Here is a 26817-nt window from a genome sequence, read left to right on the forward strand (position 1 = left end):
CGGGAGAGGGGAGCCTTCGCCAGCGGTGGAGGCTTGCGTATTAGCGCGCCGGCGCACCACCGCACTTGATGGCGAGGCAGCGCTCGCGCGCCCACGCCCTACACTGCAGCAACTACCCCCGCCGGCAGCACAGCCCGCACCGCCGCTGCAAAGCGCCCCACGATATTGTCGATATCCTGCTCCGTACTGATAAACGGCGGCGCAAACAACACGTGGTCGCCACGCACGCCGTCCACCGTGCCACCCATCGGATAGACCAGCAACCCGTTCTGCATCGCCGCAGACTTGAGTCGCGCATGCGTCTTCAGCGTGGGATCGAGCGTCGCCTTGCTGTCGCGGTCCGCGACAAACTCCACGCCGACAAATAGCCCGCGTCCGCGCACGTCGCCCAGGTTGGGATGGTCGCCCAGTGCTTCGCGCAGCCGCGCGCGCAATTGCTCGCCGCGGGCCAGCACATTGGCCAGCAGCCTGTCTTCGGCAATCATGCGCTGCACCGCCAGCGCCGCTGCACAGGCGGTGGCATGCCCGATGTAGGTATGGCCGTGCTGGAAGAAGCCGCTGCCGCCGACGATGGCGTCATAGATGCGGCGCGTCGACAGCATCGCCCCGATCGGCTGGTAGCCGGCCCCGAGGCCCTTGGCAATGGTGACGATATCCGGCACCACGCCATCCTCTTCGCACGCGAACAGGTGGCCGGTGCGGCCCATGCCGGACATCACTTCGTCCAGGATCAGCAGCACGCCGTACTTGTCGCACACGGCGCGGATGCGCTTCAGGTAGTCGCCCACCGGCGGCACCGCGCCGGCGGTGGCGCCGACCACCGTCTCGGCGACGAAAGCGGCGACGGTGTCCGGCCCCAGTTCCAGGATCTTCGCTTCGAGCTCGTCGGCGAGCCGCTGTGCGTACTGCGCGTCGGTCTCGCCAGCCTGCTGGTCGCGATAGGCGTAGCACGGCGAGACGTGATGCGCCGGCACCAGCAGCGGCAGGAACGGCTCGCGCCGCCAGGCATTGCCGCCGATCGCCAGCGCGCCGAGCGTGTTGCCGTGGTAGCTCTGACGGCGCGCGATGAAATGGCGGCGGCCCGGTTGGCCCACCTCGACGAAATACTGGCGCGCCAGCTTCAGCGCCGATTCCACGGCTTCGGAGCCGCCCGAGACGAAATACACATGGTCGAGATCTCCGGGCGCGGCGTGCGCCAGCGTTTCGGCCAGCGTTTCCGACACCTCGGTGGTGAAGAACGAGGTATGCGCGTAGGCAATGGTGTCGAGCTGCGACTTGATCGCCTCGATCACACGCGGGTGCGCGTGCCCGAGGCACGATACGGCGGCGCCGCCGGAGGCATCGAGGTAGCGCTTGCCTTCGCTGTCGATCAGTTCGATCCCCTGCCCGGCAACGGCGACGGGCAGTTTCTGACGCGGATTGCGATGGAATACGTGGGTCATGATGGCGTGGTGGTGGCAATGGCCGGACGCTACGGCTGCGCGGCACGGGCGACACGCATCGTGGCGCGGTGCGAAACAGTATAAGGACTTGGCGGGGATTTGCGCAACATTTGTTGCATTTACGATTTCCCATGCAATCAAGACGTTTTCACCGAAAAGTACGCCGGCATCACCCGAAAGCCACCCGGTGCGAAACGATTGTTTCACCACAGCGCGTAGCGTCGCACCTGACGGATGCCCCTCAACGCCTGCTCTTCGCCGCTTTCGGCCCCTCCGTGCCACCCTCCCCCTCTGCCAACGCCTCCACCAACGCGGCCTTGACGCGCTTCTGCTCGGTCACGTCCTGCGACGCGCCCACCATGGTCAGCGCATTGCCGTGCTCGTCCAGCGTGACCTCGCCTTCCTCGTGGATGTCGCGGAGGCTGCCGTCGGGCAGCGTGATGCGGTAGTCCACGCGGTACGGCGCCTTGTCGACGGTGGCCGCGCGGATGGCGGCCTGCACGCGCGGGCGATCCTCCTCGACGATCGAGGCCAGGTAGCGGTCCATCGTCACCTTGAACGCCTGCGGCGCCCACCCGAAGATGCGATAGGCCTCGTCGGTCCAGGCGCAGTCGTCGGTCTGGATGTTCCAGTACCAGCCGCCCAGGTGCGCGATCTCCTGCGCCTTGGCCAGCAGCGCCTCGTTCTGGCGCAGCGCGGCCTCGGCGCGGCGGCGTTCGGTGATGTCCAGGCTGACGCCGATCATCTTCACCGGGCGCTGGTCGAAATCGCGCACCAGCGTGGCCCGCGACGAGATCCAGCGCGTGGTGCCCTCGTGCACCACGCGGAATTCCCACTCGTGCATTTCCTGCGCGCCCAGCGTGCGCGCCAGCACTTCCTTGAGCCGCGCCACGTCGGCCGGATGCACGCAGGCCCAGAAGTCGTCCATGTTGCGGATATGCCGGCCGAACAGCGTGACGTCGTTGGATGAGTACGTCAGGCCGTCGGTCAGCACGTTCCATTCCCACGTGACGATGCCCGAGACCTCCTGCGCGAACTTCATACGCGCCTCGCTTTCCATGATCTCGGCCAGGTGCTTCTGGCGCAGTTCCTTGATGTGCGGATCGGACGCGCTGCTTGCCTCCAGGTCGGCGATGGCCTGCTCGCCATATCGCAGCCACAGCCAGTTCACGCCCAGGAAGCGCGCCAGCGCCAGCAGGCGCTCGTATTCGATCTCGCCGCCGCGGGTCCACTTGTGTACCGCCGATGGCGAGACCGACAGGGCCTCGGCCACCTGCTTGAGCATGATCCTTTTGCCCTCCAGCACGCCTTTCAGGCGGGTGGCAAAAGTGTCTTCGGTCATGGCATCCCCCCTCTACTTTTTTTCAACCGATGGTGAATTGAGTAACTCGAACCTTACACCATCGGGGTAAATCGCGTGACTTGATAGCTTGGATCAATTGTGTATGTTCTATCGATCGCTTTTACCATATTGCGCCGCTCCCGCTCTCGTCACTAGACTTCATTCCACATCACTGGTGGTAATTTAATTTACTTTCAGTGAATCGACAAGTCACCGCACAGACCGAGACAAACGAGGAGACACCCCCATGCAAGAGACCACCGCCGCCTGCAGCACCACCCCGCTGGCCTACACGCTGCCGGCCCACTACTACACCTCGCCGGAGATCTTCGAGCACGAAAAGAAGACGATCTTCGCGCGCAGCTGGGTCTGCGTGATGCACAAGAGCCAGGTCGCCGAGAACAACCAGTACGCCACCGCCAAGGTGGCGGGCGAGAACGTGTTCGTGGTGCGCGGCCGCGACGGCGTGCTGCGCGCGTTCTACAACGTGTGCCCGCACCGCGCGCACGAGCTGTTCGCCGATGGCGCCGGCAAGGCAAAGAACGTGATCACCTGCCCGTACCACGCGTGGTCGTTCGGCCTGGACGGCAAGCTGATCCATGTGCGCAACGCCGAAAACGTGCCGGGCTTCTGCAAGGACAACGCCGGGCTGACGCCGGTGCGCGTGGAAGAGTTCTGCGGCCTGATTTTCGTCAACCTGGACATGGATGCGAAGCCGCTGTCGGAACTGGCCGCCGGCCTGAACGACGAGATCCGCGCGCGCTGCCCTGACGTCGACAAGCTGGTACCGGCGCACAAGCTCACCTACGAAATGAAGGCCAACTGGAAGGTGGTGGTCGACAACTACCTGGAGTGCCTGCACTGCCAGACCGCGCACCCGGCGCTGGTCGAGTCGATCAGGATGGAGACCTACAAGCACGAAGTGCGCGGCCTCTACACCAGCCAGGTCGGACAGACCCGCTCCGGCAGCGACGCCTTCACGTATGACAGCGATGCGCCCAATACCGACTTCGCCGCGTACTGGCTGTGGCCCAACGTCACGCTGAACGTGCTGCCGGGCGACGGCAACTATGGCGTGTTCTACATGTTCCCGGTGGATGCCGACACCACCATCCAGCACTTCGAGTTCTACTTCCGCGACAGCACGCCCACGGCCGAGCAGGAACAGCTGATCGAGTACTACAAGAACGTGCTCAAGCCGGAAGACCTCAGCATCGTCGAATCGGTGCAGCGCGGCCTGAAGTCGCGCGGCTACCGCAACGGGCAAGGTCCGCTGCTGGTCACCGACGACAAGACCTCCGCCATCGGCGAGCACGGCGTGCAGCACTTCCAGCAGATGGTGCTCGACGCGCTGGCCGCCTGAACCAACAAGATAACGAGGAACCGCAGCAATGATCCAGACCCAGCTCTATATCGACGGCCAGTGGCAGTCGCCCGTCGACCACGGCACGCGCGCCATCGTGAGCCCGGCCGACGAATCCGTGATCGCCCAGGCCGCCGAAGCCACCCGCGCCGACGCGCGCCTGGCCATCGCAGCTGCGCGCAAGGCCTTCGACGGCCCGTGGCGCCAGACGACGATCCGTGACCGCGCCAGACTGCTGAACAAGATCGCCGGATTGATCGACCGCGATGCCGAGAAGCTCGCCCACCTGGAGTCGCTCAACACCGGCAAGACGCTGGCCGAGAGCCGCACCGACATGGGCGATATCGCCGCCACCTTCCGCTACTTTGCCGGGCTGGTGGCGTCGGAATCGGGCGCCGTCAACGAAGCGCCGCACCACGTCATCAGCCGCACGCTGCGCGAGCCGGTCGGCGTGTGCGGCCTGATCACGCCGTGGAACTACCCGCTGCTGCAGGCCGCATGGAAGATCGCGCCGGCGCTGGGCGCGGGCAACACCGTGGTGATCAAGCCCAGCAACCTGACGCCGCTGACCACGCACCACTTCACGCAGCTGGTGGCCGAGCTGGACCTGCCGCCAGGCGTGTTCAACCTGGTGACCGGCGGCGCCGAAGTCGGGGCCGAACTGGCCGAGAGCCTGGATGTGGACCTGGTGTCCTTCACCGGCGGCGCCTTTGCCGGCGAGAGCATCATGAAGGCCGCCACCGGCAACTTCAAGCGCATCGGTCTGGAGCTGGGCGGCAAGAACCCCAACATCGTCTTTGCCGATGCCGACCTGGATGCCGCGGTGGACTACGCGCTCAACGCCGCGTTCTTCCACGCCGGCCAGGTCTGCTCCGCCGGCTCGCGCCTGATGATCGAGGACAGCATCTATGATGCATTCATCAGCCGGCTGGCCGAACGCCTGCCGCGCATCGTGATCGGCAACGGCTTTCATGGCGAAACGCAAATGGGCCCGGTGCAGTCGGCGCAACAGCACGAGAAGATCCTTGGCATGGTGCAGGCCGGCATTGCGGAAGGCGCGCGCCTGGTCCACGGCGGCAAGCGGCCGGCCGGCGACGTGTACAAGAAGGGCTACTGGCTGGAGCCGACGCTGCTGGCCGACGTGACGGCAGACATGAAGATTGCGAAGGAGGAGATTTTTGGGCCGGTGATCACGGCCGAGCGTTTCCGCTCCGAAGAAGAGGCACTGCGTGCCGCCAACGACACGCCGTACGGCCTGGCCGCCGCGGTCTGGACCCGCGACCTGGACAAGGCCAACCGCATGTCGCGCGCGCTGCGCTTCGGCACGGTGTGGGTCAACGACTACCACCCGTACTTCCCGGAAGCGCCGTGGGGCGGCTACAAGGCGAGCGGCATCGGCCGCGAGCTGGCCCGCATCGGCCTGGACGAGTACACCGAGCTCAAGCACAGCTATATCAACCTGGCCCCCAAGGCGATGGGCTGGTTTGGCGCCTGAGCGCAGCTGACTTCGCAATCGCGTGCGCGGCGGTACCGTCCCCGGGCTGCCACGCACGGCGTCAAGCACACAAGGAGATTGCACCATGCAGGCAATCCAAGAGTACGACTACATCATCGTCGGCGCAGGTTCCGCGGGCTGCGTGCTGGCGGCGCGGCTGACCGAGGACGCCGGTGTCTCGGTGCTGCTGCTGGAAGCCGGCGGCCCAGACTGGCGCCTGGACTGGCGCACGCAGATGCCTGCGGCGCTGGCGTATCCGCTGCAGGGCACCACCTATAACTGGGCCTATGTGACCGAGCCCGAGCCGCACATGAACAACCGCCGCATGACGCAGGGCCGCGGCAAGGGACTGGGCGGGTCGTCGCTGATCAACGGCATGGTCTATATCCGCGGCAACGCGATGGACTATGACGGCTGGGCGGAGAACCGGTCGCTGGAGGACTGGAGCTACGCCGACTGCCTGCCCTACTTCCGCAAGGCCGAGACCTACGACAAGGGCGCCAACGACTACCACGGCGGCAACGGCCCGCTGCATGTGACCACCCCGAAGGCGAACATCAGCCCGCTGTTCGACGCCTTTATCAAGGCCGGCGAGCAGGCTGGCTATGGCAAGACCGACGACCTGAACGGCTACAGGCAGGAAGGCTTCGGTCCGATGGACCGCACCACCACCGCGCGCGGCCGCCGCTGCAGCACGTCGCTGGCCTACCTCGACCAGGCGAAGGACCGGCCCAACCTGACCGTGCACACCCGTGCGCTCGCGGACCGCGTCCTGTTCTCCGGGCAGCGCGCCATCGGCGTGTCATACATCCAGGGCGATCACGTGCGTGAAGCGCGCGCGCGCCGCGAAGTGATCGTCAGCAATGGCGCGGTGGCCTCGCCGCAACTGCTGCTGCGCTCCGGCGTGGGCAATGCCGATGAGCTGCGCGCGTTCGGCATCGATCCCGTCGCGGACCTGAAAGGCGTCGGCGAAAACCTGCAGGACCACCTGGAGATGTACCTGCAGTACGAATGCATTAAGCCCGTGTCGCTGTACCCCGCGCTGAAGTGGTGGAACAAGCCGGCCATCGGCATCGAGTGGTACCTGCGCGGCACGGGCATCGCGTCGTCGAACCACTTCGAAGCGGGCGGCTTTATCCGCAGCAGCGACGAGTTTGCGTGGCCCAACCTGCAGTACCACTTCATCCCGCTGGCGATGAACTACGACGGCAGCAACCCGGTGCAGTCGCACGGCTTCCAGTGCCATGTGGGCTCGATGCGCTCGCCCAGCACCGGCTTCGTCAAGCTGGCCAGCCGCGACCCGCGCGTCAAGCCGCGCCTGCTGTTCAACTACATGGCGCATGACGTGGACTGGCGCGAGTTCCGCGCCGCGGTGCGCCTGACGCGCGAGATCATCGGCCAGCAGGCGATGGACCAGTTCCGCGGCCGCGAGATCAAGCCCGGCATGATGATACAGAGCGATGCCGAGATCGATGCCTTCGTACGCGAGCATGCCGAGACCGCCCTGCACCCGTCGTGCACGTGCAAGATGGGCGACGCGTCCGACCCGATGGCCGTGGTCGACAACCAGGGCCGCGTGCATGGCCTGTCTGGCCTGCGCGTGGTCGATGCCTCGATCATGCCGAGGATCGTCACCGGCAACCTGAACGCGCCCACGATCATGATGGCCGAGAAGCTGGCCGACGTGATCCGCGGTCGCGCCCCGCTGCAGCGCTCGACGGCGCCTTACTACAAGGCGGCGCCGGCGCGCAGGCAGGCGAGTGCGGAGCGAGCGCAGCCACCCACCGCGCGCGTCCCCGTGCCGATGCCTGCCTGACCCGAGCGGCGCGACTCGCGGGCCTACCGCCCCGAACCCCAGACTGCGGCACATGTGCTGCCGGGACCAAGGTCCCGGCGGGCAGCGTGCGCCCAGTCGGACGCGTCGCGCCTCCCACACCACCAAAAGCCGGCGACCCATCAACAAACCCAGACCGGCTGCAAGGAGGAGACAACTTCCATGCTGCGCAAATGCTTTCCCGCAAGACGGGCCCTGCAAGGCGCCCTGCCCCTGTTGCTGTGCCAGGCGCTGCCGGCGCTGGCTCAAGCCGACGGCGACACCACGCTGGCGGTCGCGCCGGTGCCGCAGGTCACCGCGACCGTGCCGCCGGCAGAAGCCGCTGCGGTAGCGTCGCCGTGGAGCGCCAACATGACGCTGACCTCGCAGTACGTCTCGCGCGGCTTCCGCCAGACCTGGGGCAAGCCTGCCGTACAGGGCGGCATCGACTACGCCCATCCGAGCGGCTTTTCCGCGGGCACCTGGATGTCGAGCATCAGCGACAAGTTCATCGAGGGCGGCACGGTCGAATGGGACTTGTATGCCGGCTACACCGGCACAGTCGGCGACTTCGTCTACGCCGGACAGGTTTACTACTACCTGTATCCGGGCGCGAAACTGCAGTACGCACAGACCAGATACAACTATGGCGAGGCAGTCGCCTCGCTGACCTACAAGTGGTTCAACGTCAAGTACTGGCTGACCTATACGCCCGACTACTTCGGCTATAACAGCGCCTCGCTGTTGACCGGCAACAACCTGCACAGCCGCGGCTCGGGCTACCTCGACATCAACGGCACCTTCGACCTCGGCCACGGCGTTTCGCTACTGCTGCACTACGGTCAGGAGCGCGTGCGCAATTTTGCCGCCTACAGCTTCCGCGACGTGCGCGTCGCGGTTTCCAAGGCGTTCGAAGGCGGCTGGACCCTGACGGGCGCCTACACCCGCGGCTGGGGCCGCACCGACGTCTACGACAACTACACCACCGGCGCGCTGGATTCCTCCGGCAACCCGGCGGTGTCCAACCCGCTGAAAAGCACGTTCCTGGTCTCGCTGACCAAGACGTTCTGACGGCATTCACCAACCGCTGTACCACTGCCTTACGAAGCACACCACCATGGCCTCCCTGGGTCTTACCGATGCGACCGGACTTGTCGGCGTAGCCGCCTACGTCGCCGCGCACTTTGCCGTGCAGGTCCTGCACAAATCCCCGACCGGCCGGCTGGCGGTCGTCCTCAACGTGATCGGGCCGAGCTGCATCCTGATCTCGCTGACCGGCGCCTTCAACCTGGCCTCGTTCCTGACCCAGTGCTTCTGGCTGGGGCTGACGCTGTTGGGATGGTGGCGCAACCGGCGGACCGGGCGCGCGGTGGTTGAAACGTTGGGTGGCCCGCGTCCGGGGCAGCCCGTGCAGCAGTAACCCACGGCGCGGCCGGTGCCGATTGCAACGCGATACAAAACTTCCGTTGCCATGGCACAGCGCCGTTCCTATACTCATTCGAAACACCATTAGTGCTGTAATTTACTTTTGGTGAATTGATAAGACACCGGAAGTCGCGAGACCTGCATTCGGGGATCGCGGCAACCCCGGGATGACAACAGGAGACAAGGATGAGAAACGCCCCCAAAATTCCCGCCACAGATTCCCGACCGTCGTAACGACCGGCAGGCAGTACCCAAGTACCTACCCACCGCAGACGGCAGACCGTGACGGAGCTAGCGCTCCAGACAAACGGCACCGGGAAGCAAGGAGACATTTCGTGTATTCGCAAAAAGACGTGCTGTCGATCGGCGCGCAGGCGCCGCTCGCCCCTGCGCAGCAACAGACCCAGCCAACCCAATCCCATGAACTGCAGCGCACCCTGACCTGGAAGGACGCCTTCTGGGTCACCAGCGGCGTGCCCGCCGGCGTGCTCTTCACCATCGGCGGCGTGTCCGCCACCATCGGCAACCCGGCGTGGGTGATCTGGATCCTGGCCATCCTGATCGGCTTTGCGCAGTGCTTCGTCTACGCCGAGATCTCGGGCCTGTATCCGCACAAGTCGGGCGGCGCCTCGGTGTACGGCGCGCTCGGCTGGGTGCGCTACAGCAAGTTCGTCGCGCCGGTCTCGGTGTGGTGCAACTGGGTGGCGTGGTCGCCGATGCTGGCGCTGGGCACCAGCCTGGCCGCCGGCTACATGCTGAGCGCGCTGTTCCCGCCCGATTCGGTCATCAACACGTGGCAGCTGACGCTGGTCGACCTGGGCTTCGTCAGCAAAGGCCTGACGCTGCGGGTGAACTCCACCTTCCTGCTGGCGACGGCATTCCTGCTGATCACCTTCAAGCTGCAGCACAGCGGCGCCTCGGCCGCGGCTACCACGCAGCGCATCCTGGGCATCGCTTCGCTGACGCCGCTGGTGGTGATCGCGCTGGTGCCGCTGTTCACCGGCGACATGCCCTCGACCAACTTCCTGCCGCTGCTGCCGCTGACGCATGACGCCACCGGCGCCGCGGTGCTGGGCGGCTGGAACGCGGCCGGCATCAGCACGGCGATGGGCGCGATGTTCCTGGCCTGCTGGTCGACCTTCGGCTTCGAGACCGCGGTCTGCTACACCCGCGAGTTCAAGGACCCGCAGAAGGACACCTTCAAGGCGATCTTCTGGTCCGGCGTGCTGTGCCTGTTCATGTTCATCGCGGTGCCGATCGCCTTCCAGGGCTCGCTCGGGCTGCAGGGCATGCTGGCGCCCGACATCGTCGACGGCTCCGGCGTGGGCGCGGCAATGGCCAAGTTCGTCGGCGGCGGCGCGGTGGTGTTCAACGTGATCGTGGTGATGCTGGTGCTGGCGATCCTGCTGATCGTGATGACCTCGATGATGGGTTCGTCGCGCACGCTGTACCAGGCCTCGCTCGACGGCTGGCTGCCGCGCTACCTTTCGCACGTCAACGAGCACGGCTCCCCGACGCGCGCGATGTGGACGGACCTGCTGTTCAACCTGTTCCTGCTGCTGATGTCGAACTACATGGCGGTGCTGTCGATCAGCAATGTCTGCTACATGATCTTCGTGTTCCTGAACCTGCAGGCCGGCTGGATCCACCGCATGGACCGCGCGGACTGGGCCCGCCCGTACAAGTGCAAGAACTGGCTGCTGGCACTGGGCGCGTTCTGCGGCTTCTTCGACCTGGCTTTTGTCGGCGCCGGCGCCAACTTCCAGGGCGAGAACACGCTGCGCAATGGCCTGATCGCCGCGCTGCTGATCGTGCCGGTCTTCGTCTACCGCCACTATGTCCAGGACAAGGGCCAGTTCCCCGAGTCGATGCGCCGCGACATGGAACTGCCGCATGCGCGTGCCGGCAAGCTGCCCTACGTGGCGCTGATCGCCGGCGCGGCGGTGGTGTGGATCGCCGCGCGGCTGACCGTGATCTCCTGATCTGGCGAGGCAGGCGGCGCCTGGCTCGCCTGCCCTCTCTCTTCCCGACATTCCCTGCATTCCGAGGTATTGCCATGACTGACACGCTCCGCGTACGCGTCGGCCGCGTCGAGCCGCTGGCCGCCGGCATCAAGCGCTTCACCCTGCAACCCTGCGACGGCGGCGCGCTGCCCGCTTTCTCCAGCGGCAGCCACGTCGTGGTCCATATGGACAGCGGCCGGCTGCGCAACGCTTACTCGCTGACCAGCGCGCTGGACAACCCGGCCCACTACCAGATCGCAGTGCGGCTGGAAGAAGCCTCGCGCGGCGGCTCGCGCTACATGCATGAGCAGGTGCAAGAGGGTGATGAACTGCACATCGGCGCGCCGGGCAACCTGTTCGGCCTGGACCACGGCGCCGGCCGCCACCTGCTGATCGCCGGCGGCATCGGCATCACGCCGTTCATGACGCATATCCAGGCGCTGCGGGCGCGCCACGCCGCGTTCGAGCTGCACTACTGCTTCCGCAACGCGCAGTCCGCGGCGTTCCTCGACGTACTGCCGGCCACGCTGCAGCCGGGCCAGTTGCACCTGTACGAGAGCGATACCGGCACCATGCTCGACATCGCCGCGCTGCTCGCCGCGCAGCCCGCCGATACCCATGTCTATGTGTGCGGCCCCGGCCCGCTGAACGATGCCGTGGTCAACGCCGCGCGCGCCGCCGGCTGGGATGCCGGCCGTATCCACTTCGAGCAGTTCCGCAACGAGGTCGACACCACCGGCGGCGCCTTCGAGGCCGTGCTGCAAAAGAGCGGGCTGACGCTGCAGGTGGGCGCAGAGGAATCGCTGCTGCGCGCGATCGAGAAAGCCGGCGTCCAGGTGGATTGCATGTGCCGCGAGGGTATCTGCGGCTCGTGCGAAACCGCGATCCTGGAGGGCGAAGCGGACCATCGTGACCAGTACCTGTCCGATGCGGAGAAGACGGCGCAGAAAACGATGATGCTGTGCGTGTCGCGGTGCAAGGGGCAGCGGCTGGTACTGGATCTCTGATCGCCATTCGCAACTTTTTGGTTGCATCTCCCTCCCCGGTCTCCTAACATGCAACCACACCGTTGCATATCAACCCCCGAAACAGGAGACCGGACATGCCCTCAGAAACCGACCGCATCGAGCGCAGCATCCTGATAGAAGCCCCCGTGGCGCGCGTGTGGCACGCGCTGGCCGATGCCGATACCTTCGGCAGCTGGTTCGGCGTCAAATTCGACGGCGCCACCTTCACGCCCGGCCGGCGCGCCATCGGCAGCATCACCCACCCCGGCTACGAGTACCTGAGATTCGATGTGCAGGTGGAACGCATCGAGCCCGAAAGGCTGCTGTCCTGGCGCTGGCACCCCGCTCCGGTGGAACGCGGGCGCGACTATTCCGGCGAACCCAGCACGCTGGTGGAATTCACCCTGCGCGAAGTCGACGGCGGCACCATGCTGACGGTGGTCGAGTCTGGCTTCGACCAGATCCCGCCCGAACGACGCATGGAAGCGTTCCGCCTCAACAGCGGCGGCTGGGACGCACAGATGAACAATGTCCGCAAGCATGTCACCGGCGCCTGAAGCGCTGGATCTGAAACAGTCGGCCGCGGTCTTTGCCGCGCTGGGCGACGAGACCCGGCTGCGGCTGGTGGCCGCGCTGTGCGCGGGCGGCGCGATGTCGATCGCGCAGCTGACCGCCGGCAGCGCGATGACGCGGCAGGCGGTGACCAAGCACCTGCAGGTGTTGTCGCAGGCCGGGCTGGTGCGCGACAGCAAGGCCGGGCGCGAGCGGCTGTGGATGTTCGAGCCCGGGCAGGTCGAGGCGGCGCGGCGCTCGCTGGAGGCGATTGGAAGGCAGTGGGAGTTTGCGCTGGGCAAGCTGAAGCTGGCGGTAGAGACGAATCACTAGCCAAACCGACGTCCCGCACGTCACCTGTTTGCTCCCCTACCCCGCAAGCGGGAGAGGGAGCACACAGTTTGTAGACGACACCGCAACATGTAATCCCCCGCGCACCCCGCTATACTGGGAAGCCCCCCGCCTCACCACCACGGCAACGCAGGCCGCGCCCGCGCCAGGCCTGCCGGAGGAAGCGCGCAATTGGCTGACCACGACCTGTCCAGGCTGAAAATCGACCGCAGCGCCACCGCCGCGACCGGCGCCCGCGTCCGCCCCCGGCGCAGATGGCTGCGCTATGCGGTCATCGCGCTGATCCTGCTGGCCGTGCTCGGCATCGCTGTCAGGCTCGCCGGCCCGAAGTCGGTGCAGACCACAACGGTTACCTCGGCCTACCCCACGCAGAATTTCACGCTGCTCAACGCCACCGGCTATGTCGTGCCGCAGCGCAAGGCGGCGGTCGCATCCAAGGCGCAGGGCCGGCTCGAATGGCTGGGCGTGCTGGAAGGCTCGCGCGTGAAGAAGGACGAGGTCATCGCGCGGCTGGAAAGCAAGGACGTGTCCGCGTCCTTCGCCCAGGCGCAGGCGCAGGTCAAGGTGGCACAGGCCAACCTGGCCCTGCAGCAGGCGGAGCTGAAGGACGCAGAAGTCAACCTGCGCCGCTCGCAGATCCTGATCGGGCCGAACGCGATCTCGCGCACCCAGTACGACGCCGATGTTGCGCGCTACAACAAGGCCAGGGCCTCGGTCAGCAGCTCGCAGGCGTCGATCGCGTCGGCGCAGGCCAATGCGCGCGCGGCCGAGGTGGCGGTGGAACAGACCGTGGTGCGCGCGCCGTTCGACGGCGTGGTACTGGTCAAGCATGCCAACGTCGGCGACAACATCACGCCGTTCTCGGCCGCCGCCGACACCAAGGGCGCGATCGTGACCATTGCCGACATGGAGACGCTGGAGGTCGAGGCCGACGTCGCCGAATCCAATATCGCCAGGATCCGCGCCGGCCAGCCGTGCGAATTGCTGCTCGATGCGTTGCCGGGCGTGCGCCTGGCCGGGCAGGTGTCGCGCATCGTGCCGACGGTGGACCGCTCCAAGGCCACGGTGCTGGTCAAGGTGCGCTTTGTCGACCGCGACGCGCGCGTGCTGCCGGACATGAGCGCCAAGATCGCCTTTTTGTCGCGCGCGGCCACGGCGCGCGACCGCCAGCCGATGGTGGCGGTGCAGCCCGCCGCGGTGGTCATGCGCGATGGCCGGCAGGTGGTCTACGTGGTGCGGGACGGCAAGGCGCACGAGACCCAGGTCAAGACCGGCGACAAGCTCGGCGAGCTGGTCGCGGTACAGGGCGTCAAGACCGGCGACGTGCTGGTGCTGTCCCCCGGCGACAAACTCGGCGACGGCGACCGCGTCACGCCGGCCAAGCCTTGAAGTAACCACATGAGGGTGAGCGCATGAGCACCGCGCCGCTGGTCCGCATCAGCCACGTCGCCAAGTCCTACCGGCGCGGCATGCAGACCGTGCCCGTGCTGACCGATATCTCGCTCGATATCGGCGAGGGCGACTTCGTCGCGCTGATGGGCCCGTCCGGCTCCGGCAAGAGCACGCTGCTGAACCTGATCGCCGGCATCGACCGCCCCGACAGCGGCACGCTGCAGGTGGGCGGGCTCGATATCACGCAGCTGCCCGAGGCCGCGCTGGCGGACTGGCGCGCGGCCAACGTCGGCTTTATCTTCCAGTTCTACAACCTGATGCCGGTGCTGACCGCATTCGAGAACGTGGAGCTGCCGCTGATGCTGACCAGCCTGCCGCGCGCGGAACGGCGCGCGCGCGTGGAGCTGGTGCTGGACATGGTCAACCTGGCCGACCGCATGAGCCACTACCCGTCCGAGCTGTCGGGCGGGCAGCAGCAGCGCGTGGCGATCGCGCGGGCGCTGATCACCGACCCGTCGCTGATCGTCGCCGACGAGCCCACCGGCGACCTCGACCGCACCTCTGCCGCGGAAATCCTGGCGATGATGCAGCGCCTGAACGCGGAACTCGGCAAGACCATCATCATGGTCACGCACGATGCCCATGCCGCGGCCGCGGCGGGCTCGCTGGTGCACCTCGATAAGGGCGAGCTGATCCGCGGCGAGGTGGCCTGATCCGTCATGTACGCGCTCAAGCTGATCACTCGCAACGCACTGCGGCACAAGCTGCGCACCGCGCTGACCGTGCTGGGGCTGGTGATCGCGGTGCTGGCGTTCGGGCTGCTGCAGACCGTGATCGATGCGTGGTACGCCGGCGCGTCGGCCGCGTCCAGCGCGCGGCTGGTGACGCGCAATGCGATCTCGCTGGTGTTCCCGCTGCCGCTCAGCTACGAGGGCCGCATCCGCGGCGTTGACGGCGTGACCGCGGTGGCGCGCTCCAACTGGTTCGGCGGCGTCTATCGCGACCGCAAGAATTTCTTCGCGCAGTTCGCAGTGTCGGACAACTATCTCGATCTCTACCCGGAATTCATCGTTCCCGAACAGCAGCGTGCCGAATACCAGCGCGACCGCAAAGGGGCGCTGGTCGGCCGCCAGCTGGCCGACCAGTTCGGCTTCAGGATCGGCGACGTGATCCCGATCAAGGGCACCATCTACCCCGGCACCTGGGAGTTCGTGGTGCGCGGCATCATGGACGGCCGCGACGAAAGCATCATCACGAAGCAGATGGTGTTCCACTGGGAATACCTGAACGAGACCATCCGCAAGAAGTCGCCGCGGCAGGCCGACCAGGTCGGGGTCTATGTGCTGGGCGTCGACAATCCCGACAACACCGCGGCGATCTCGCGCAATGTCGATGCCGTGTTCCGCAACTCGCTGGCCGAGACGCTGACCGAGACCGAGCAGGCGTTCCAGCTCGGCTTCGTCGCCATGTCGAACCAGATCATCGCGGCGATCCGCGTGGTCTCCTACGTGGTGATCGTGATCATCATGGCGGTGATGGCCAATGCGATGGCGATGAGTGCGCGCGAGCGCACCGCGGAATACGCCACGCTCAAGGCGCTGGGCTTCGGACCAGGATTCCTGGCGCTGCTGGTGTTCGGCGAGTCGCTGGCGATCTGCGTGGCGGGCGGCGCGCTCGGCATGCTGGCTACGCCGCCGATGGCGGCGGCGTTCAAGCAGGCGGTGGGCGGCGTATTCCCGGTGTTTACAGTGTCGCAGGAAACGATGCGCGCGCAGGCCGCGTGCGCGCTGGCGGTCGGCATCGCCGCCGGCATCGTGCCCGCGGTACAGGCCGCGCGGGTGCGCATCGTCGAAGGCCTGCGGGCAATCGGCTGACGCGTTCGACCATGGCGATCCCGCTCACCTATATCGCGCGCAACCTGTGGGCCCGGCGGCTGACCACCGCGCTGACCGCGGGCGGGCTGGCTTTGGTGGTCTTTGTCTTCGCCACCATGCTGATGCTGGATGCCGGCCTGAAGAAGACGCTGGTCACCACCGGCGAGCGCGACAACGTGGTAGTGATCCGCAAAGGCGCCGAGACCGAAATCCAGAGCGCCGTCGAGCGCGGCCAGGCCGGCATCATGGAAATGCACCCGGCGGTGGCCATGACCGGCGCCGGCCAGCCGATGGCCTCGCGCGAGGCCGTGGTGCTGATCTCGCTGACCAAGTCCAGCACCGGGCAGCCCTCCAACGTGGTGATCCGCGGCATCTCGCCGCTGGGCATGGACCTGCGTCCGCAGGTCAGGCTCGTGGCGGGGCGCATGTTCCGTCCGGGCTCGGCTGAAATCATTGTCGGCAGCAGCATTGCCGACGGCTTTGCCGGCGTGCAGATCGGCGAACACCTGCGCTTCGCCCAGCGCGAGTGGACTGTGGTGGGCCACTTCGACGCCGGCGGCAGCGGTTTCGACTCGGAGATCTGGGGCGATGTCGACCAGCTGATGCAGTCGTTCCGGCGCAATGCGTATTCGTCGATGGTGGTGCGGCTGGCCAACCCCACGCTGTTCGAGCGCTTCCGCGCCGATATCGACGTGGATCCACGCCTTGCCGACGAGGCCAAGCGCGAGCAGGTCTTCTATAGCGACCAGTCCAGGGCGCTGTCCAAATTTATCAATATCCTGGGCTTTACGCTGTCCACGATTTTTTCGATTGCGGCAATGATCGGCGCCATGATCACCATGTACGCGTCGGTGGCCAACCGCGTGGCCGAGATCGGCACGCTGCGCGCGCTGGGATTCAAGCGTGCCAACGTGCTGGTGGCTTTCCTGATCGAGGCGGCGTTGCTCGGACTGGTGGGTGGCGTGGCCGGGCTGGCGTTTGCGGCGCTGATGCAATTCGCGTCGTTCTCGACGACCAATTTCCAGACGTTTGCCGATCTGTCGTTCCGCTTCATCCTGACGCCTGGCATTGCGCTGCAGACGCTCGGGTTCGCGATGGCGATGGGGCTGGTGGGCGGCTTCCTGCCGGCGGTGCGGGCGGCGAGGATGAATATCGTGGATGCGCTGCGGGCGCGTTGAGCGGCTCGCTCGCTGCCGGTTTGCTCCCCTCTCCCAATGAGGGGAGAGGGAGAACACCTTGCTTAGCCCGGCTCGGGCGGCTTGGGTGCACCCAACGCCGTTGGCTTCGCTACAGGTCTCCAAGAGCCCCGATCCTTTCCTTGCCTTCTCCCCACTGTCCGTCTACAACCCGTAGTGATGCATGCTACTCGCCAGGCCTCGCTGGCGGCCAGTGCGCACCGGCACGGCCAGCGGCGCCCCACCGCAGGACTTACCGCCAGGACGCCCCCGATGAATCTCGACCTGCTGGCTTCATTGCTGACTGCCGTGGTGGTGCTGCTGATCGGCACCCTGGTCAACCGCAGCGTCGGCATCCTGTCGCGCTACAACATCCCCGACCCCGTCACCGGCGGGCTGCTGTTCGCCATCGTCGCGTCGGTGGCAGCGGCGGCGGCGAATTTCCGCGTGGTCATCGATCCCGGCATGAAGCCGGTGCTGCTGCTGATGTTCTTCGGCGGCGTCGGCCTTGGCGCCGACCTGCGCATGCTCAAGCGGGGCGGCAGGGCGCTGGTGATCTTCCTGATCATCCTGCTGCCCTATATCGTGGTGCAGAACGCCGTCGGCGTGGCCATGGCCAGGACACTCGACCTGCACCCGATCTTCGGGCTGGTGAGCGGCTCCATCACGCTGGTGGGCGGCCATGGCACCGGGGCCGCCTATGCCGAGCGCTTCGCCGAGGTCAACAACCTGCAGGCGGTGATGGACCTGTCGATGACGGTGGCGACCATCGGCCTGGTCGTCGGCGGCATCATCGGCGGTCCCGTGGCGCAGTACCTGATTTCGCGCTACAAGCTGCGCTCGACCGCGCGCGAGGTCGGCGACACCGAGGAGGAAGCCGCCGCCGCGTCGCCGATCACCACGGTCGGCGCGCTCGCCGCGCTGGCCGGCATGCTGGCCGCCGTGATCGGCGGGCGCTGGATCGCGGCGCAGATGCCGGCGGGCCCGATCACCATCCCCGGCTTCCTGTGGTGCATGATGCTCGGCATCGCGATCCGCAATCTGCTGCCATTCATCGGCCTGCGCTTCGACGACCGCGCCACCGACCTGATCACCAACGTCTGCCTGTCGCTGTTCCTGGTGATGACCATGATGGCGCTGGACCTGGCCGAGGTGGCGCTGTCGGCCGGCCCGTTCCTGCTGATCATCGCGATGCAGGTCGTGTTCATCATCCTCTACGTGGTGTTCGTCTGCTTCCGCTTCATGGGCGGCGACTACGAGGCGGCGGTCACCTCGGCCGCGTTCATCGGCTTCAACATGGGTTCCACGGCGACCGCCATGGCCAACATGCGCGCGATCACCGCGCGCTACGGGCCGGCGCCCACCAGCTACCTGATCACGCCGCTGGCCGGCGCGTTCTTTGTCGACCTGATGAACGCGTTCGTGCTGACCATGTTGCTGGCCTTGCCGCTGATCGGAGGCTGACATGCGCCGCGCCTGCCTTGCCTTCCTCTTTGCGCTGCTGGCCAGCCTGTGGCTGGGCGGCTGCGGCGGCGGCCCGAACGCCGACGGCATCCGCGCCAATCTCAACGAGCGCCTGGCGCAGGCGCTGCCGCCGGGCACCGTGCAGCTGGTCGACGTCGACCGGCGCGGCTCGCAGTCCGATACCAAGGCACCGGCCGGCGAAACCCGGCGCGTGGTGTACTTCGATGCGGAACTGAAGCTGCTGCGCGACTACGACTTCGGCGCGTGGGATTCGCCCGGCGTGGCCGGGCTGATCTCGGCGCTGGGCGCGGGGCCGCGCGGGATCACCGGGATCACCAGCGGCGGCAACAAGGCGGGCGACGTGCTGCGCGCGCACGGCACCGCACTGTACCGGCGCGACGGCGAGCGCTGGGTCAGCGTGCAGCCCGCCGGCTATCGCCCCGCCGAGGCGCCGGCCGTGGCCACCAACGCGCCCACTGGTCCGGCGGCGATCCTGGATGCGATGCGCAAGGTGGTCGAGGCTGTGCAGAAGGACGCCTCGCCGGCGCAGCGCGCGGTGATCGAGCAGGAACTGACCACCGCGCACGCCAATATCCGCGCCCGGCTGGCACGCGTGGACGAGGGCTACGCCATTGCCGCCGGCGCCGAGCATGGCCAGTACCTGCGCTTCGTGCGCGCGCTGGTGGACGGCGCGCGCGTGCGCGCCATCGCGCTGGTCACTCGCGGCGGCGAAGAGAACCTGCGCCTGCTGCGCGCCGGCAAGGTCTCGGCGGCCATGGCGCAGGGCGATGCCGCGCTCGATGCCTACGAGGGCAAGGGCGCCTTTGCCGAAGACGGGCCGCACGCGTCGCTGCGCGCCGTCGGCAGCCTGTACCCGGAACCGGTGCACGTGCTCGTGCGCGACGGCGATCCGGCACGCTCGGTGTCCGACCTGCGCGGCAAGCGCATTGCGGTGGGCGAAAGCGGCTCGGCCTCGCGCGGCACGGTGCTGCGCGTGCTGGCCGCACACGGGCTGGCCGAGAAGGATTTCAAGGCCGAGGAAGTGGGCCTGGGCGCGGCGCTGGTGGCACTGCGCCAGAACCAGGTGGATGCCGTGATGCAGGTGATCGGCGTGCCGTCCGACAGCATCCGCGATGCGCTGAGCGAACTGCCGTTGCGACTGCTGCCACTGGACGAGCGCGCTATCGCGGCGATGGTCGGGCAGAAGGCGGGGTATTTCCGCGCCAGCATCGCACCCGGCACGTACCCCGGCCTGCGCGAGCCGGTGCGCACCATCGCCACCGCGGCGATCCTGGTGACCGGACCCGACCTGTCGGATACCGAGGTGGCCGACCTGACGCGGCTGGTGTACCGGCATGGCCGCGACTTCGTCGCGCGCGGCAGCGCCCAGGGCGGGCAGATCAACGTGGCCACGGCGCGCGAAGGGCTGGTGATTCCGCAGCACCTGGCGGCAGCAAAGGTGCTGGACGGCCTGGCGGCGGGCACGCCAGCGCAGCGGTCCGGAGGACCGGCCACTCAGGCACCGGCACCCGCGTCGGCACCGGCTGCCACCGCATCCAGGCCGGCCGCCCGCTAACCCCGGAAGCCGCCGCTCGCGCTACCCTGCCGCCGGCAACTCCGCCGCCAGCCGGCAGCGCCGGTCGAGAAAATCGCTCGCGTGGCCATTGCTGCCACCCGCCGCGTGGACCGGCTGGTCCACCAGGAAGAAGCCAGGGCGGCCTTGCCGGTCCTGGCCATAGGTCAGGAATATGCCCCGGTCGGGCGGCGGCACCGCGGCGGCGCTGGCGCCGGGATCGTCAGCCCTGCCCCCGACCAGCGCGAACGGGTCGGCCGACAGGACCGGCGTGGCAGCCGGGATAAACCTGGCCCGCACCGGCTTGCCGTCGAATCGCAGCGAAGTCCACTCGGTGCCGATCGGCCCGCTCGCGCCATTGACGAAGGCGCGCGCCGCGGCGCTGATGCAATCGAGATGGATATGGAGCTGGTCCTGGCTGCGCGAGGTGCGGGAATTGACCGCCAGCCCCAGCATGTCGTCCGGCACGGGCTTGCCCAGCGCCTGCCCGACCATGCCGCGCTCGTCCCAGCCGAAGGCCCAGGCGTTGGCACCGGTGCCGTCCCACGCCTTGCGATCCTCCACGCCCGTCACTGTCCGTGCCGGGATCACCAGGTAGTGCGACACGCCGATCGCGTCCTTGTACAGCACCAGCCCGCGGGCTCGGTCGACGCTGGCGCAATCGGCATGCTGCGGCTGCGGCGGCGCCAGGCAGCGCTGCTGCACGTTGCGCCACAGGCCATCGCGCCCGCCGGACAGGACGCCGACCACGTTCTCGGCGGTGCAGCCCGCCAGCATCATTGCCGCCGCCAACGCCAGCGCGCCGCGCCGGCGTGCCGGGGTCAGCGCCGGCATGGAATGCCGTAGTACGTCCCTACCCGCGGGTTGGACACGATATAGGCGTGGCGCTGGGCCCAGAACTGGGCGTCGCGGAAGACCTCGGCCTCGCGTTCGCTCCAGGGTGTGGCCAGCAGCGGCAGGGCTTCGGCGTCGGTGGTCGGGTAGACCTGGGCCTGGTAGCGGGCCGTCTGCAGCGCGCCCGTACGGATGGTACGGATCGTGACGTGGCGTGTCATAGGCAGCTTCTCGTCATGAGGACGCCAAATCATAACCACATTCCTGTGTTGCTTTGATGACTGCGGCTGTAACTTGCTGTCAGGAAGCCGCACCGGCCACGACCAACCGATGTCCCCTCGCCGGAAACCGGAGCCAGACATGACGATCAAGTCACCTCGCAAGATCGCAATCCTCGCGCTGACGCATCTCGCCATGCTGGCGGCCGGCTTCGCGGCCGGGATCTATGTGCTGCCGATCCTGACCGAGCAGGCGGGGGCGAGTATCGGGCAGTTACAGGAGGTGTCGCGGCAGGCGGCCTTTTCCGGCGCCTTCCGCAAGGACCTGGCCGGCAGTGACGCATTCCACTGGGCCAGCGGACGGCTGCATGTGTCGGACCGCGCCATTGCCTTCGAAGGCAGCGTGGCGCCGGGACCGGACTACCGGATCTACCTGGTGCCGGAGTTCGTCGACACCAAGGCCGCTTTCCTTGCGATCAAGGACCGCGCGGTGCAGGTTGCGCCGTTGAAGACCTTCGGCAATTTCACCGTCGCGTTGCCGGATGGCGTCGATCCCGGCCAGCACCGTGCGGTAGTGATCTGGTGCGAGCGGTTCGGGCAATTCATCAGTGCCGCGGCCTACCGGTAGGCCGCGCAAGAAAAAAAGGGCCGATCGAGGAACCGGCCCAACGAACCCCGCACAGGCAAGGTGTCGATATGAACATCACGCGCCCGCCCGTGCGCGGCGCCGCAGCGCCATCGCGGGCGGGCATCAGGCGGCGGTGATCAGAAGCGGTGACGCATGCCGATGGTGGCGCCGGTCTGGTTCTCGCCCGCGACCACGGTGCCCACGCCATTCAGGCCCAGGGCCGAGCCGTTCTTGTTCTTGGCGTAGCCCACGTTCAGGTACACGTCGGTGCGCCTGGACAGCGAATAGTCGGCCGACAGCACGAACATCCACGGATCGGCATCGCTGCTGCGGGTGTCGTTGTAATAGGCGGCGCCGGTCACCAGGAAGGCGGGCGTGAAGCGGTACTGCGCGCCAGCCCAGTAGACGTTGCTGCGGGTCGCGGCGGCGGTGGCGCTGGAGACGCCATCGTCCTTCAGCCAGCGGTAGCCGGCGAACACCTTGGCGTCGCCGAAGGCATAGGCGGTGCCCACCGCGGCGCGCTTGGCGCTGCGGTCCTGCAGCGCCACGGTGGCGCCCTGGTACTGGTCGTAGGCGGCACCGACCGTGAAGCCGCCGGCGGCATATGACAGCCCGCCGCCGAAGTTGCGCGCCACCTTGGGTTCGCCCGGCACTTCGCCGTTGTTGTCGCGGCCGAAGCTGTAGAAGCCGGTGGCGGTCAGGCCGCCGAACTTGCCGGTGTACTTGATGGCGTTGTCGGCGCGGCCGTTAAAGGCCGAGTCGACGCTGTTGAGCGAGTAGCGCGGGCCCACGCCCATCGGGTCGAAGGCGCCGAACAGGTCGTACAGCGCGTTCTGCTGGCGGCCCAGCGTGACGGCGCCGAAGCCGCCCTGCAGGCCCACGTAGGCCTGGCGGCCGAACAGGCGGTTGCCCTGCCCGGAGGTGCCGGTATCGATATCGAAACCGCTTTCCAGCACGAAGATGCCCTTCAGGCCGTCGCCCAGGTCTTCGGTGCCGCGCACGCCCCAGCGCGAGCCGGACAGGTTGCCCGAGTTCAGGCGGGTGGTCGTGCCCTGGGCACCGTTGGTGCCAGGCACGTGGCTGATGACTTCGAGGCCGGCATCGGCGATGCCGTACAGCGTTACGTTCGATGCGGACTGGGCCGAGGCCACCCCGGATACCGCGGTAGCGGCCACTGCTGCCGCCATTGCAAGGAGAGCTTTCTTCACTGTGATTTCTCTGTTTTATGGTGATTCCATGACACCGCGCCGGACCGACCGGGGCCGGTCGGCCATCCCGGCCTGAGCTGGCTGGCCGCGCAAGACCCGGCGGCGACGCACGTCCGCACATGTGCGGCCGGCGCATTGTGCTGGCGCAATATGAAAGCGTTGTGACGAGTAGTACTCAGCACAATGTGCCGAATAGCACCCGAATGGGGGTTTTCCCTGTAAGCAAGGGGATCGTTTTGGTAGGATGCAGGCTTTTCCGACGACGGTAATGCCAGTGCCCCGTGCCGCCATGTGCCTTTGCCTCGACAGCTTCGCGTCATGAAGCTGGCAGAGATCAAGACCCGGCTTGCCTCGCTGCAGGCTCCGCTCCCCGCCTCGATCCAGCAACGCCTGTCCGGCCTGTGCGCGCGCAGCGCGCGCCTGGGCCTGACCCGGCCCGGCTCGCTGCGACCCACGCGCCGCGGCGTGCTGGTCGGCATGGCCGCGGCGCCGGCAGCCTTGCTGCTGTACATGCTGGTGCTGGTGCCATTCACACCGGGCATCAGCGACATCCGCAAGGCCAAGTCCGAGCAGCCGGCGCAGGTGCTGTCGGCCGACGGCAAGGAGCTGGCGCTCTTCAAGTGGGCCAACCGCGACTGGGTGCCGCTGAAGCAGATCTCGCCCAACGTGGTGGCGGCGCTGATCTCGACCGAAGACCACCGCTTCTATGAGCACCACGGGCTCGACTGGCGCCGCCTTGCCTCGGCCGCGGTGCATACCTTCTCGGGCGACCGCCAGGGCGGCTCGACCATCACTCAGCAGCTGGCGCGCAACCTCTATCCCGACGAGATCGGCCGCGCGCCCACGCTGACGCGCAAGCTCAAGGAAGCGATCACCGCGTTCAAGATCGAGGCCCTGTACACCAAGGACGAAATCCTCGAGACCTACCTGAACACGGTGCCGTTCCTGTACAACGCGTTCGGCATCGAGATGGCCGCGCGCACGTACTTCGACAAGCCGGCGCGCTCGCTCGATGTGCTGCAGAGCGCCACGCTGATCGGCATGCTCAAGGGCAACAGCTACTACAACCCGGTGCTGAACCCCGAGCGCGCGCTGGACCGGCGCAATATCGTGCTGGGGCAGATGGTCAAGCGCGGCAAGCTCGACGCGGCCCGCTATGAGCAGCTCAAACGCCGTCCGCTGCGCATCGACTTCGAGCGCCAGACCGAGCCGCCCGGCCCCGCGCCGCATTTCGCGCAGCAGCTGCGCAAGTGGCTGATCGGCTGGGCCGACCGCAACGGCTACGACATCTACGCCGACGGCCTGGTGGTGCGCACCACCATCGACGCGCGCCTGCAGGCCATGGCCACGCAGGCGGTGGCGCAGCAGGGCAACCGCCTGCAGGCGATCGCCAACGCCGCCTGGGCGCCGCGCGCGGGCTGGGCCGCGGACCGCGCGCTGGTGCAGGCCTTCGTGCGCGAGTCGCCGGAATACCGAGCCGCCACCGCCGCCGGCACGCCGCCGGAAGACGCGATGAAACAGCTGCTGGCCAATGGCACCTTCATGCGCGCGCTGCACCAGCAGAAGACGCGGATCCAGGCGGGCTTCCTCGCCATCGATCCGCGCAACGGCGAGATCCGCGCCTGGGTCGGCAGCCGCGATTACACCCAGGACGCCTTCGACCACGTGCAGCAGGCGCGCCGCCAGCCGGGCTCGACCTTCAAGCCCTTCGTCTACGGCGCGGCGTTCGAGGAAGGCAAGTCGCCGGACGACACGCTGATGGACCAGCCGGTCGAGATCGAGCTGGCCGGCGGCGAGATCTGGCGCCCGTCCGACGAGGGCCGCCCTACCGGGCGCGCGATGAGCCTGCGCGACGGCCTGGTCTATTCGCGCAACACCATCACTGCGCAGCTGATGCAGCAGGTAGGCCCGGCGCGCGTGGCGCGGCTGGCGCGCGAGATGGGCGTGCGCGAAAGCCGGCTCGAGGAGGTGCCGTCGCTGGCGCTGGGCACCAGCCCGGTCACGCTCAAGGAAATGGTGGCCGCCTACGGCACCATCGCCAACGCCGGCAACTACATCGCGCCGACCATGGTCACACGGATCGAAGACCGCAACGGCAATGTGCTGCAGGTATTCCGCCCGGCGCGCGCCGAGCACGCCCTGCCCCACGCCACCACGCAGACCCTGCTCGACGTGATGCGCGACGTGATCGACCGCGGCACCGGCGCCGGCATCCGCTCGCGCTTCGGTATCCGCGCCGACGTGGCCGGCAAGACCGGCACCACGCAGGACAATGCCGACGGCTGGTTCATCATGATGCACCCGGAGCTGGTCGCCGGCGCCTGGGTCGGCTTCAACGACAGCCGCGTCACGCTGCGCAGCGACTACTGGGGCCAGGGCGCGCACAGCGCGCTGCCGATGGTCGGCGACTTCTACCAGCGCGCGCTGCGCGGCCGCATCATCGACGGTAGCGCCCGCTTTGCCGAGTACGAGGAAACCCATGTGTTCGCCTCGCTCGGCAACCAGGTGCGCGGCTGGTGGGCCCAGTTGTTCAGCCGCGACAAGGCCAACGACGCCACCGCGCCGCGCCCGGCGCCGCGCCGTCCGGCGCTGCCGGCGCCCGAGGCGGATGTGGCGCCGCCGGCGAGCACGCCGATGGCGTCGGCCTCAGCGCCGGGGAGCGGTGGGGGCAGTGGCGGGGAAGAGTCCAGCCTGGCGCTGGATCAGGGGGAAACAGTGATGGCGGTGCCGCCGGGTTTTGAGGCAAGTCCAGCGCAGGCACCAGCGGCATCGCAGGCACCGGTCACGCCCGCGACGCCGCCTGCCCCGCCGCCCGATCCAGCAGGCTCCAATGCGCCTGCGGCGCCTGCGTATCCGGCCGGGCGGCCGGCGCCGGCTGCGCCCGTACCCGCAGCGCCAATACCGCCGGCACCGGTGACGCCGGAAAGCAATAACCAGAGCAGCGTCGCGCCCGGCTAAAGCAGGCACTGGCGGGCTTACGCCATCCAGTTCTCGCAGCGCAGTCCGTTCACGCGGGAAAATTCACCCATGTTGTCGGTGACCAAAACAGCCCCAAGCGAGAGCGCATGCGCGGCAATCAGCATGTCATTGGCTCCGATGACTGTGCCCTTGCGCTCCAGTGCTGCACGCAACTCGCCGTAGCAGTGATCCGCGTCACCGCCGAGGGGCAGGACGCGCAGGCCGGCCAGTGCCTGGCCGACACGCTGGCTGAGCGCCGATGAGCCATTCTTTGCTGCGCCGAAGCGCAATTCGGCCGCGACGATGATCGATGTGCAGAGACTATCGGGGTCGGTCGCTTCGATCCGGGCCGCGCAAGCCCCACGAGTATTGCGAATGGCGTCGGAAATGATATTGGTGTCGAGCAGGAACAAGGCCATCAGAGATTGACGTCCTCGGCTGGCAAGTCGTCGATCGTCGGCCAATCGTCGTCGATCGGCTCCCATTGCGACAGCAGCGCCCGCAACGGCGTGGCCGCGACCGGCTCAATGATGAGGTGGTTGCCTTCGCGGCGAAGAATGGCCTCGTCCCCGGGCAGCTCGAACTCGCGCGGGATGCGGATTGCCTGGTTGCGACCGTTGCGGAACAGCCTGACATGGCGGATTTCGTCGGTTGTCGTCATGGAACCTCCTTCGCATATGCCAAAGCATATGCCAAATGC

At 67.4% G+C, this 26817-nt stretch carries 24 protein-coding genes; 17 read left to right on the forward strand and 7 right to left on the reverse strand.

Annotated elements, in window-relative coordinates; all coding sequences use genetic code 11:
- Positions 1–98 precede the first annotated feature (98 nt).
- Both IPF36_RS20860 and IPF36_RS20865 read right to left on the reverse strand, forming a co-directional pair.
- Complete coding sequence (locus IPF36_RS20860) at positions 99–1442, reverse strand: aspartate aminotransferase family protein (RefSeq protein WP_195429948.1); 1344 nt, start codon at positions 1440–1442, stop codon at positions 99–101.
- 241 nt (positions 1443–1683) lie between these two features.
- A complete protein-coding gene (locus IPF36_RS20865; protein ID WP_240745835.1) occupies positions 1684–2784 on the reverse strand; it encodes a helix-turn-helix transcriptional regulator in 1101 nt (366 codons plus the stop codon).
- Positions 2785–3031: 247 nt separating this feature from the next.
- Between IPF36_RS20865 and IPF36_RS20870 the strand changes: the two genes are divergently transcribed.
- From IPF36_RS20870 to IPF36_RS20940, 15 genes are all read left to right on the forward strand, one after another.
- Positions 3032–4147 carry an SRPBCC family protein gene (locus IPF36_RS20870; RefSeq protein WP_195429950.1) on the forward strand — a complete coding sequence of 372 codons (1116 nt, stop codon included), beginning with the start codon at positions 3032–3034 and terminating at the stop codon, positions 4145–4147.
- A 28-nt stretch (positions 4148–4175) separates the two neighbouring features.
- Positions 4176–5642, forward strand: coding sequence for an aldehyde dehydrogenase family protein (locus IPF36_RS20875; protein WP_135703139.1), 1467 nt, complete (start codon positions 4176–4178; stop codon positions 5640–5642).
- 85 nt (positions 5643–5727) lie between these two features.
- Positions 5728–7458, forward strand: coding sequence for a choline dehydrogenase (gene betA / locus IPF36_RS20880; RefSeq protein WP_133095836.1), 1731 nt, complete (start codon positions 5728–5730; stop codon positions 7456–7458).
- A gap of 180 nt (positions 7459–7638) precedes the next feature.
- Entirely contained in the window at positions 7639–8526 is an 888-nt protein-coding gene (locus IPF36_RS20885) for a TorF family putative porin (protein ID WP_133095837.1), read from the forward strand.
- 46 nt (positions 8527–8572) lie between these two features.
- A complete protein-coding gene (locus IPF36_RS20890) occupies positions 8573–8875 on the forward strand; it encodes a hypothetical protein (RefSeq protein WP_133095838.1) in 303 nt (100 codons plus the stop codon).
- 340 nt (positions 8876–9215) lie between these two features.
- A complete protein-coding gene (locus IPF36_RS20895) occupies positions 9216–10862 on the forward strand; it encodes an APC family permease (RefSeq protein ID WP_133095839.1) in 1647 nt (548 codons plus the stop codon).
- Between the two features lie 74 nt (positions 10863–10936).
- Positions 10937–11890: a PDR/VanB family oxidoreductase gene (locus tag IPF36_RS20900; protein ID WP_133095840.1), complete on the forward strand. Its 954-nt coding sequence runs from the start codon at positions 10937–10939 to the stop codon at positions 11888–11890.
- A 95-nt stretch (positions 11891–11985) separates the two neighbouring features.
- The gene (locus IPF36_RS20905; RefSeq protein ID WP_133095841.1) at positions 11986–12447 is read left to right on the forward strand and encodes an SRPBCC family protein; all 462 of its coding nucleotides are present in this window, start codon (positions 11986–11988) and stop codon (positions 12445–12447) included.
- A complete protein-coding gene (locus IPF36_RS20910) occupies positions 12431–12775 on the forward strand; it encodes a helix-turn-helix transcriptional regulator (protein ID WP_240745836.1) in 345 nt (114 codons plus the stop codon). Before IPF36_RS20905 ends, IPF36_RS20910 begins: the two co-directional genes overlap by 17 nt.
- Before the next feature lie 189 nt (positions 12776–12964).
- The gene (locus tag IPF36_RS20915) at positions 12965–14182 is read left to right on the forward strand and encodes an efflux RND transporter periplasmic adaptor subunit (protein ID WP_133095843.1); all 1218 of its coding nucleotides are present in this window, start codon (positions 12965–12967) and stop codon (positions 14180–14182) included.
- 23 nt (positions 14183–14205) lie between these two features.
- Positions 14206–14898: an ABC transporter ATP-binding protein gene (locus IPF36_RS20920; protein WP_133095844.1), complete on the forward strand. Its 693-nt coding sequence runs from the start codon at positions 14206–14208 to the stop codon at positions 14896–14898.
- A 6-nt stretch (positions 14899–14904) separates the two neighbouring features.
- On the forward strand, positions 14905–16059 hold the full coding sequence (locus IPF36_RS20925) for an ABC transporter permease (RefSeq protein WP_133095845.1): 1155 nt from the start codon (positions 14905–14907) through the stop codon (positions 16057–16059).
- An 11-nt stretch (positions 16060–16070) separates the two neighbouring features.
- Positions 16071–17237 carry an ABC transporter permease gene (locus tag IPF36_RS20930; protein ID WP_135703144.1) on the forward strand — a complete coding sequence of 389 codons (1167 nt, stop codon included), beginning with the start codon at positions 16071–16073 and terminating at the stop codon, positions 17235–17237.
- A gap of 270 nt (positions 17238–17507) precedes the next feature.
- Positions 17508–18698, forward strand: a complete 1191-nt coding sequence (gltS, locus tag IPF36_RS20935) for a sodium/glutamate symporter (protein ID WP_133095847.1) — start codon at positions 17508–17510, stop codon at positions 18696–18698.
- A 1-nt stretch (position 18699) separates the two neighbouring features.
- Positions 18700–20274: a TAXI family TRAP transporter solute-binding subunit gene (locus IPF36_RS20940; protein ID WP_195429953.1), complete on the forward strand. Its 1575-nt coding sequence runs from the start codon at positions 18700–18702 to the stop codon at positions 20272–20274.
- A gap of 21 nt (positions 20275–20295) precedes the next feature.
- Here IPF36_RS20940 and IPF36_RS20945 read toward each other — a convergent pair whose 3' ends face one another.
- Entirely contained in the window at positions 20296–21105 is an 810-nt protein-coding gene (locus IPF36_RS20945; RefSeq protein ID WP_133095849.1) for a CDP-diacylglycerol diphosphatase, read from the reverse strand.
- Positions 21093–21326, reverse strand: a complete 234-nt coding sequence (locus tag IPF36_RS20950) for a CDP-diacylglycerol pyrophosphatase (protein ID WP_195429955.1) — start codon at positions 21324–21326, stop codon at positions 21093–21095. Before IPF36_RS20950 ends, IPF36_RS20945 begins: the two co-directional genes overlap by 13 nt.
- Before the next feature lie 139 nt (positions 21327–21465).
- Here IPF36_RS20950 and IPF36_RS20955 point away from each other — a divergent pair, with 139 nt between their 5' ends.
- Positions 21466–21951, forward strand: a complete 486-nt coding sequence (locus IPF36_RS20955; protein ID WP_135703146.1) for a DM13 domain-containing protein — start codon at positions 21466–21468, stop codon at positions 21949–21951.
- Between the two features lie 137 nt (positions 21952–22088).
- Here IPF36_RS20955 and IPF36_RS20960 read toward each other — a convergent pair whose 3' ends face one another.
- Positions 22089–23159, reverse strand: coding sequence for a porin (locus tag IPF36_RS20960; protein ID WP_195429958.1), 1071 nt, complete (start codon positions 23157–23159; stop codon positions 22089–22091).
- Positions 23160–23477: 318 nt separating this feature from the next.
- Here IPF36_RS20960 and IPF36_RS20965 point away from each other — a divergent pair, with 318 nt between their 5' ends.
- On the forward strand, positions 23478–26117 hold the full coding sequence (locus IPF36_RS20965; protein WP_195429970.1) for a penicillin-binding protein 1A: 2640 nt from the start codon (positions 23478–23480) through the stop codon (positions 26115–26117).
- 17 nt (positions 26118–26134) lie between these two features.
- Here IPF36_RS20965 and IPF36_RS20970 read toward each other — a convergent pair whose 3' ends face one another.
- Complete coding sequence (locus tag IPF36_RS20970; RefSeq protein WP_135703148.1) at positions 26135–26536, reverse strand: type II toxin-antitoxin system VapC family toxin; 402 nt, start codon at positions 26534–26536, stop codon at positions 26135–26137.
- The gene (locus IPF36_RS20975) at positions 26536–26778 is read right to left on the reverse strand and encodes an antitoxin (protein ID WP_133095853.1); all 243 of its coding nucleotides are present in this window, start codon (positions 26776–26778) and stop codon (positions 26536–26538) included. Before IPF36_RS20975 ends, IPF36_RS20970 begins: the two co-directional genes overlap by 1 nt.
- Positions 26779–26817 lie beyond the last annotated feature (39 nt).

Source organism: Cupriavidus sp. IK-TO18, from assembly GCF_015549295.1.
GTDB classification, from domain to species: Bacteria; Pseudomonadota; Gammaproteobacteria; order Burkholderiales; family Burkholderiaceae; genus Cupriavidus; species Cupriavidus oxalaticus_A.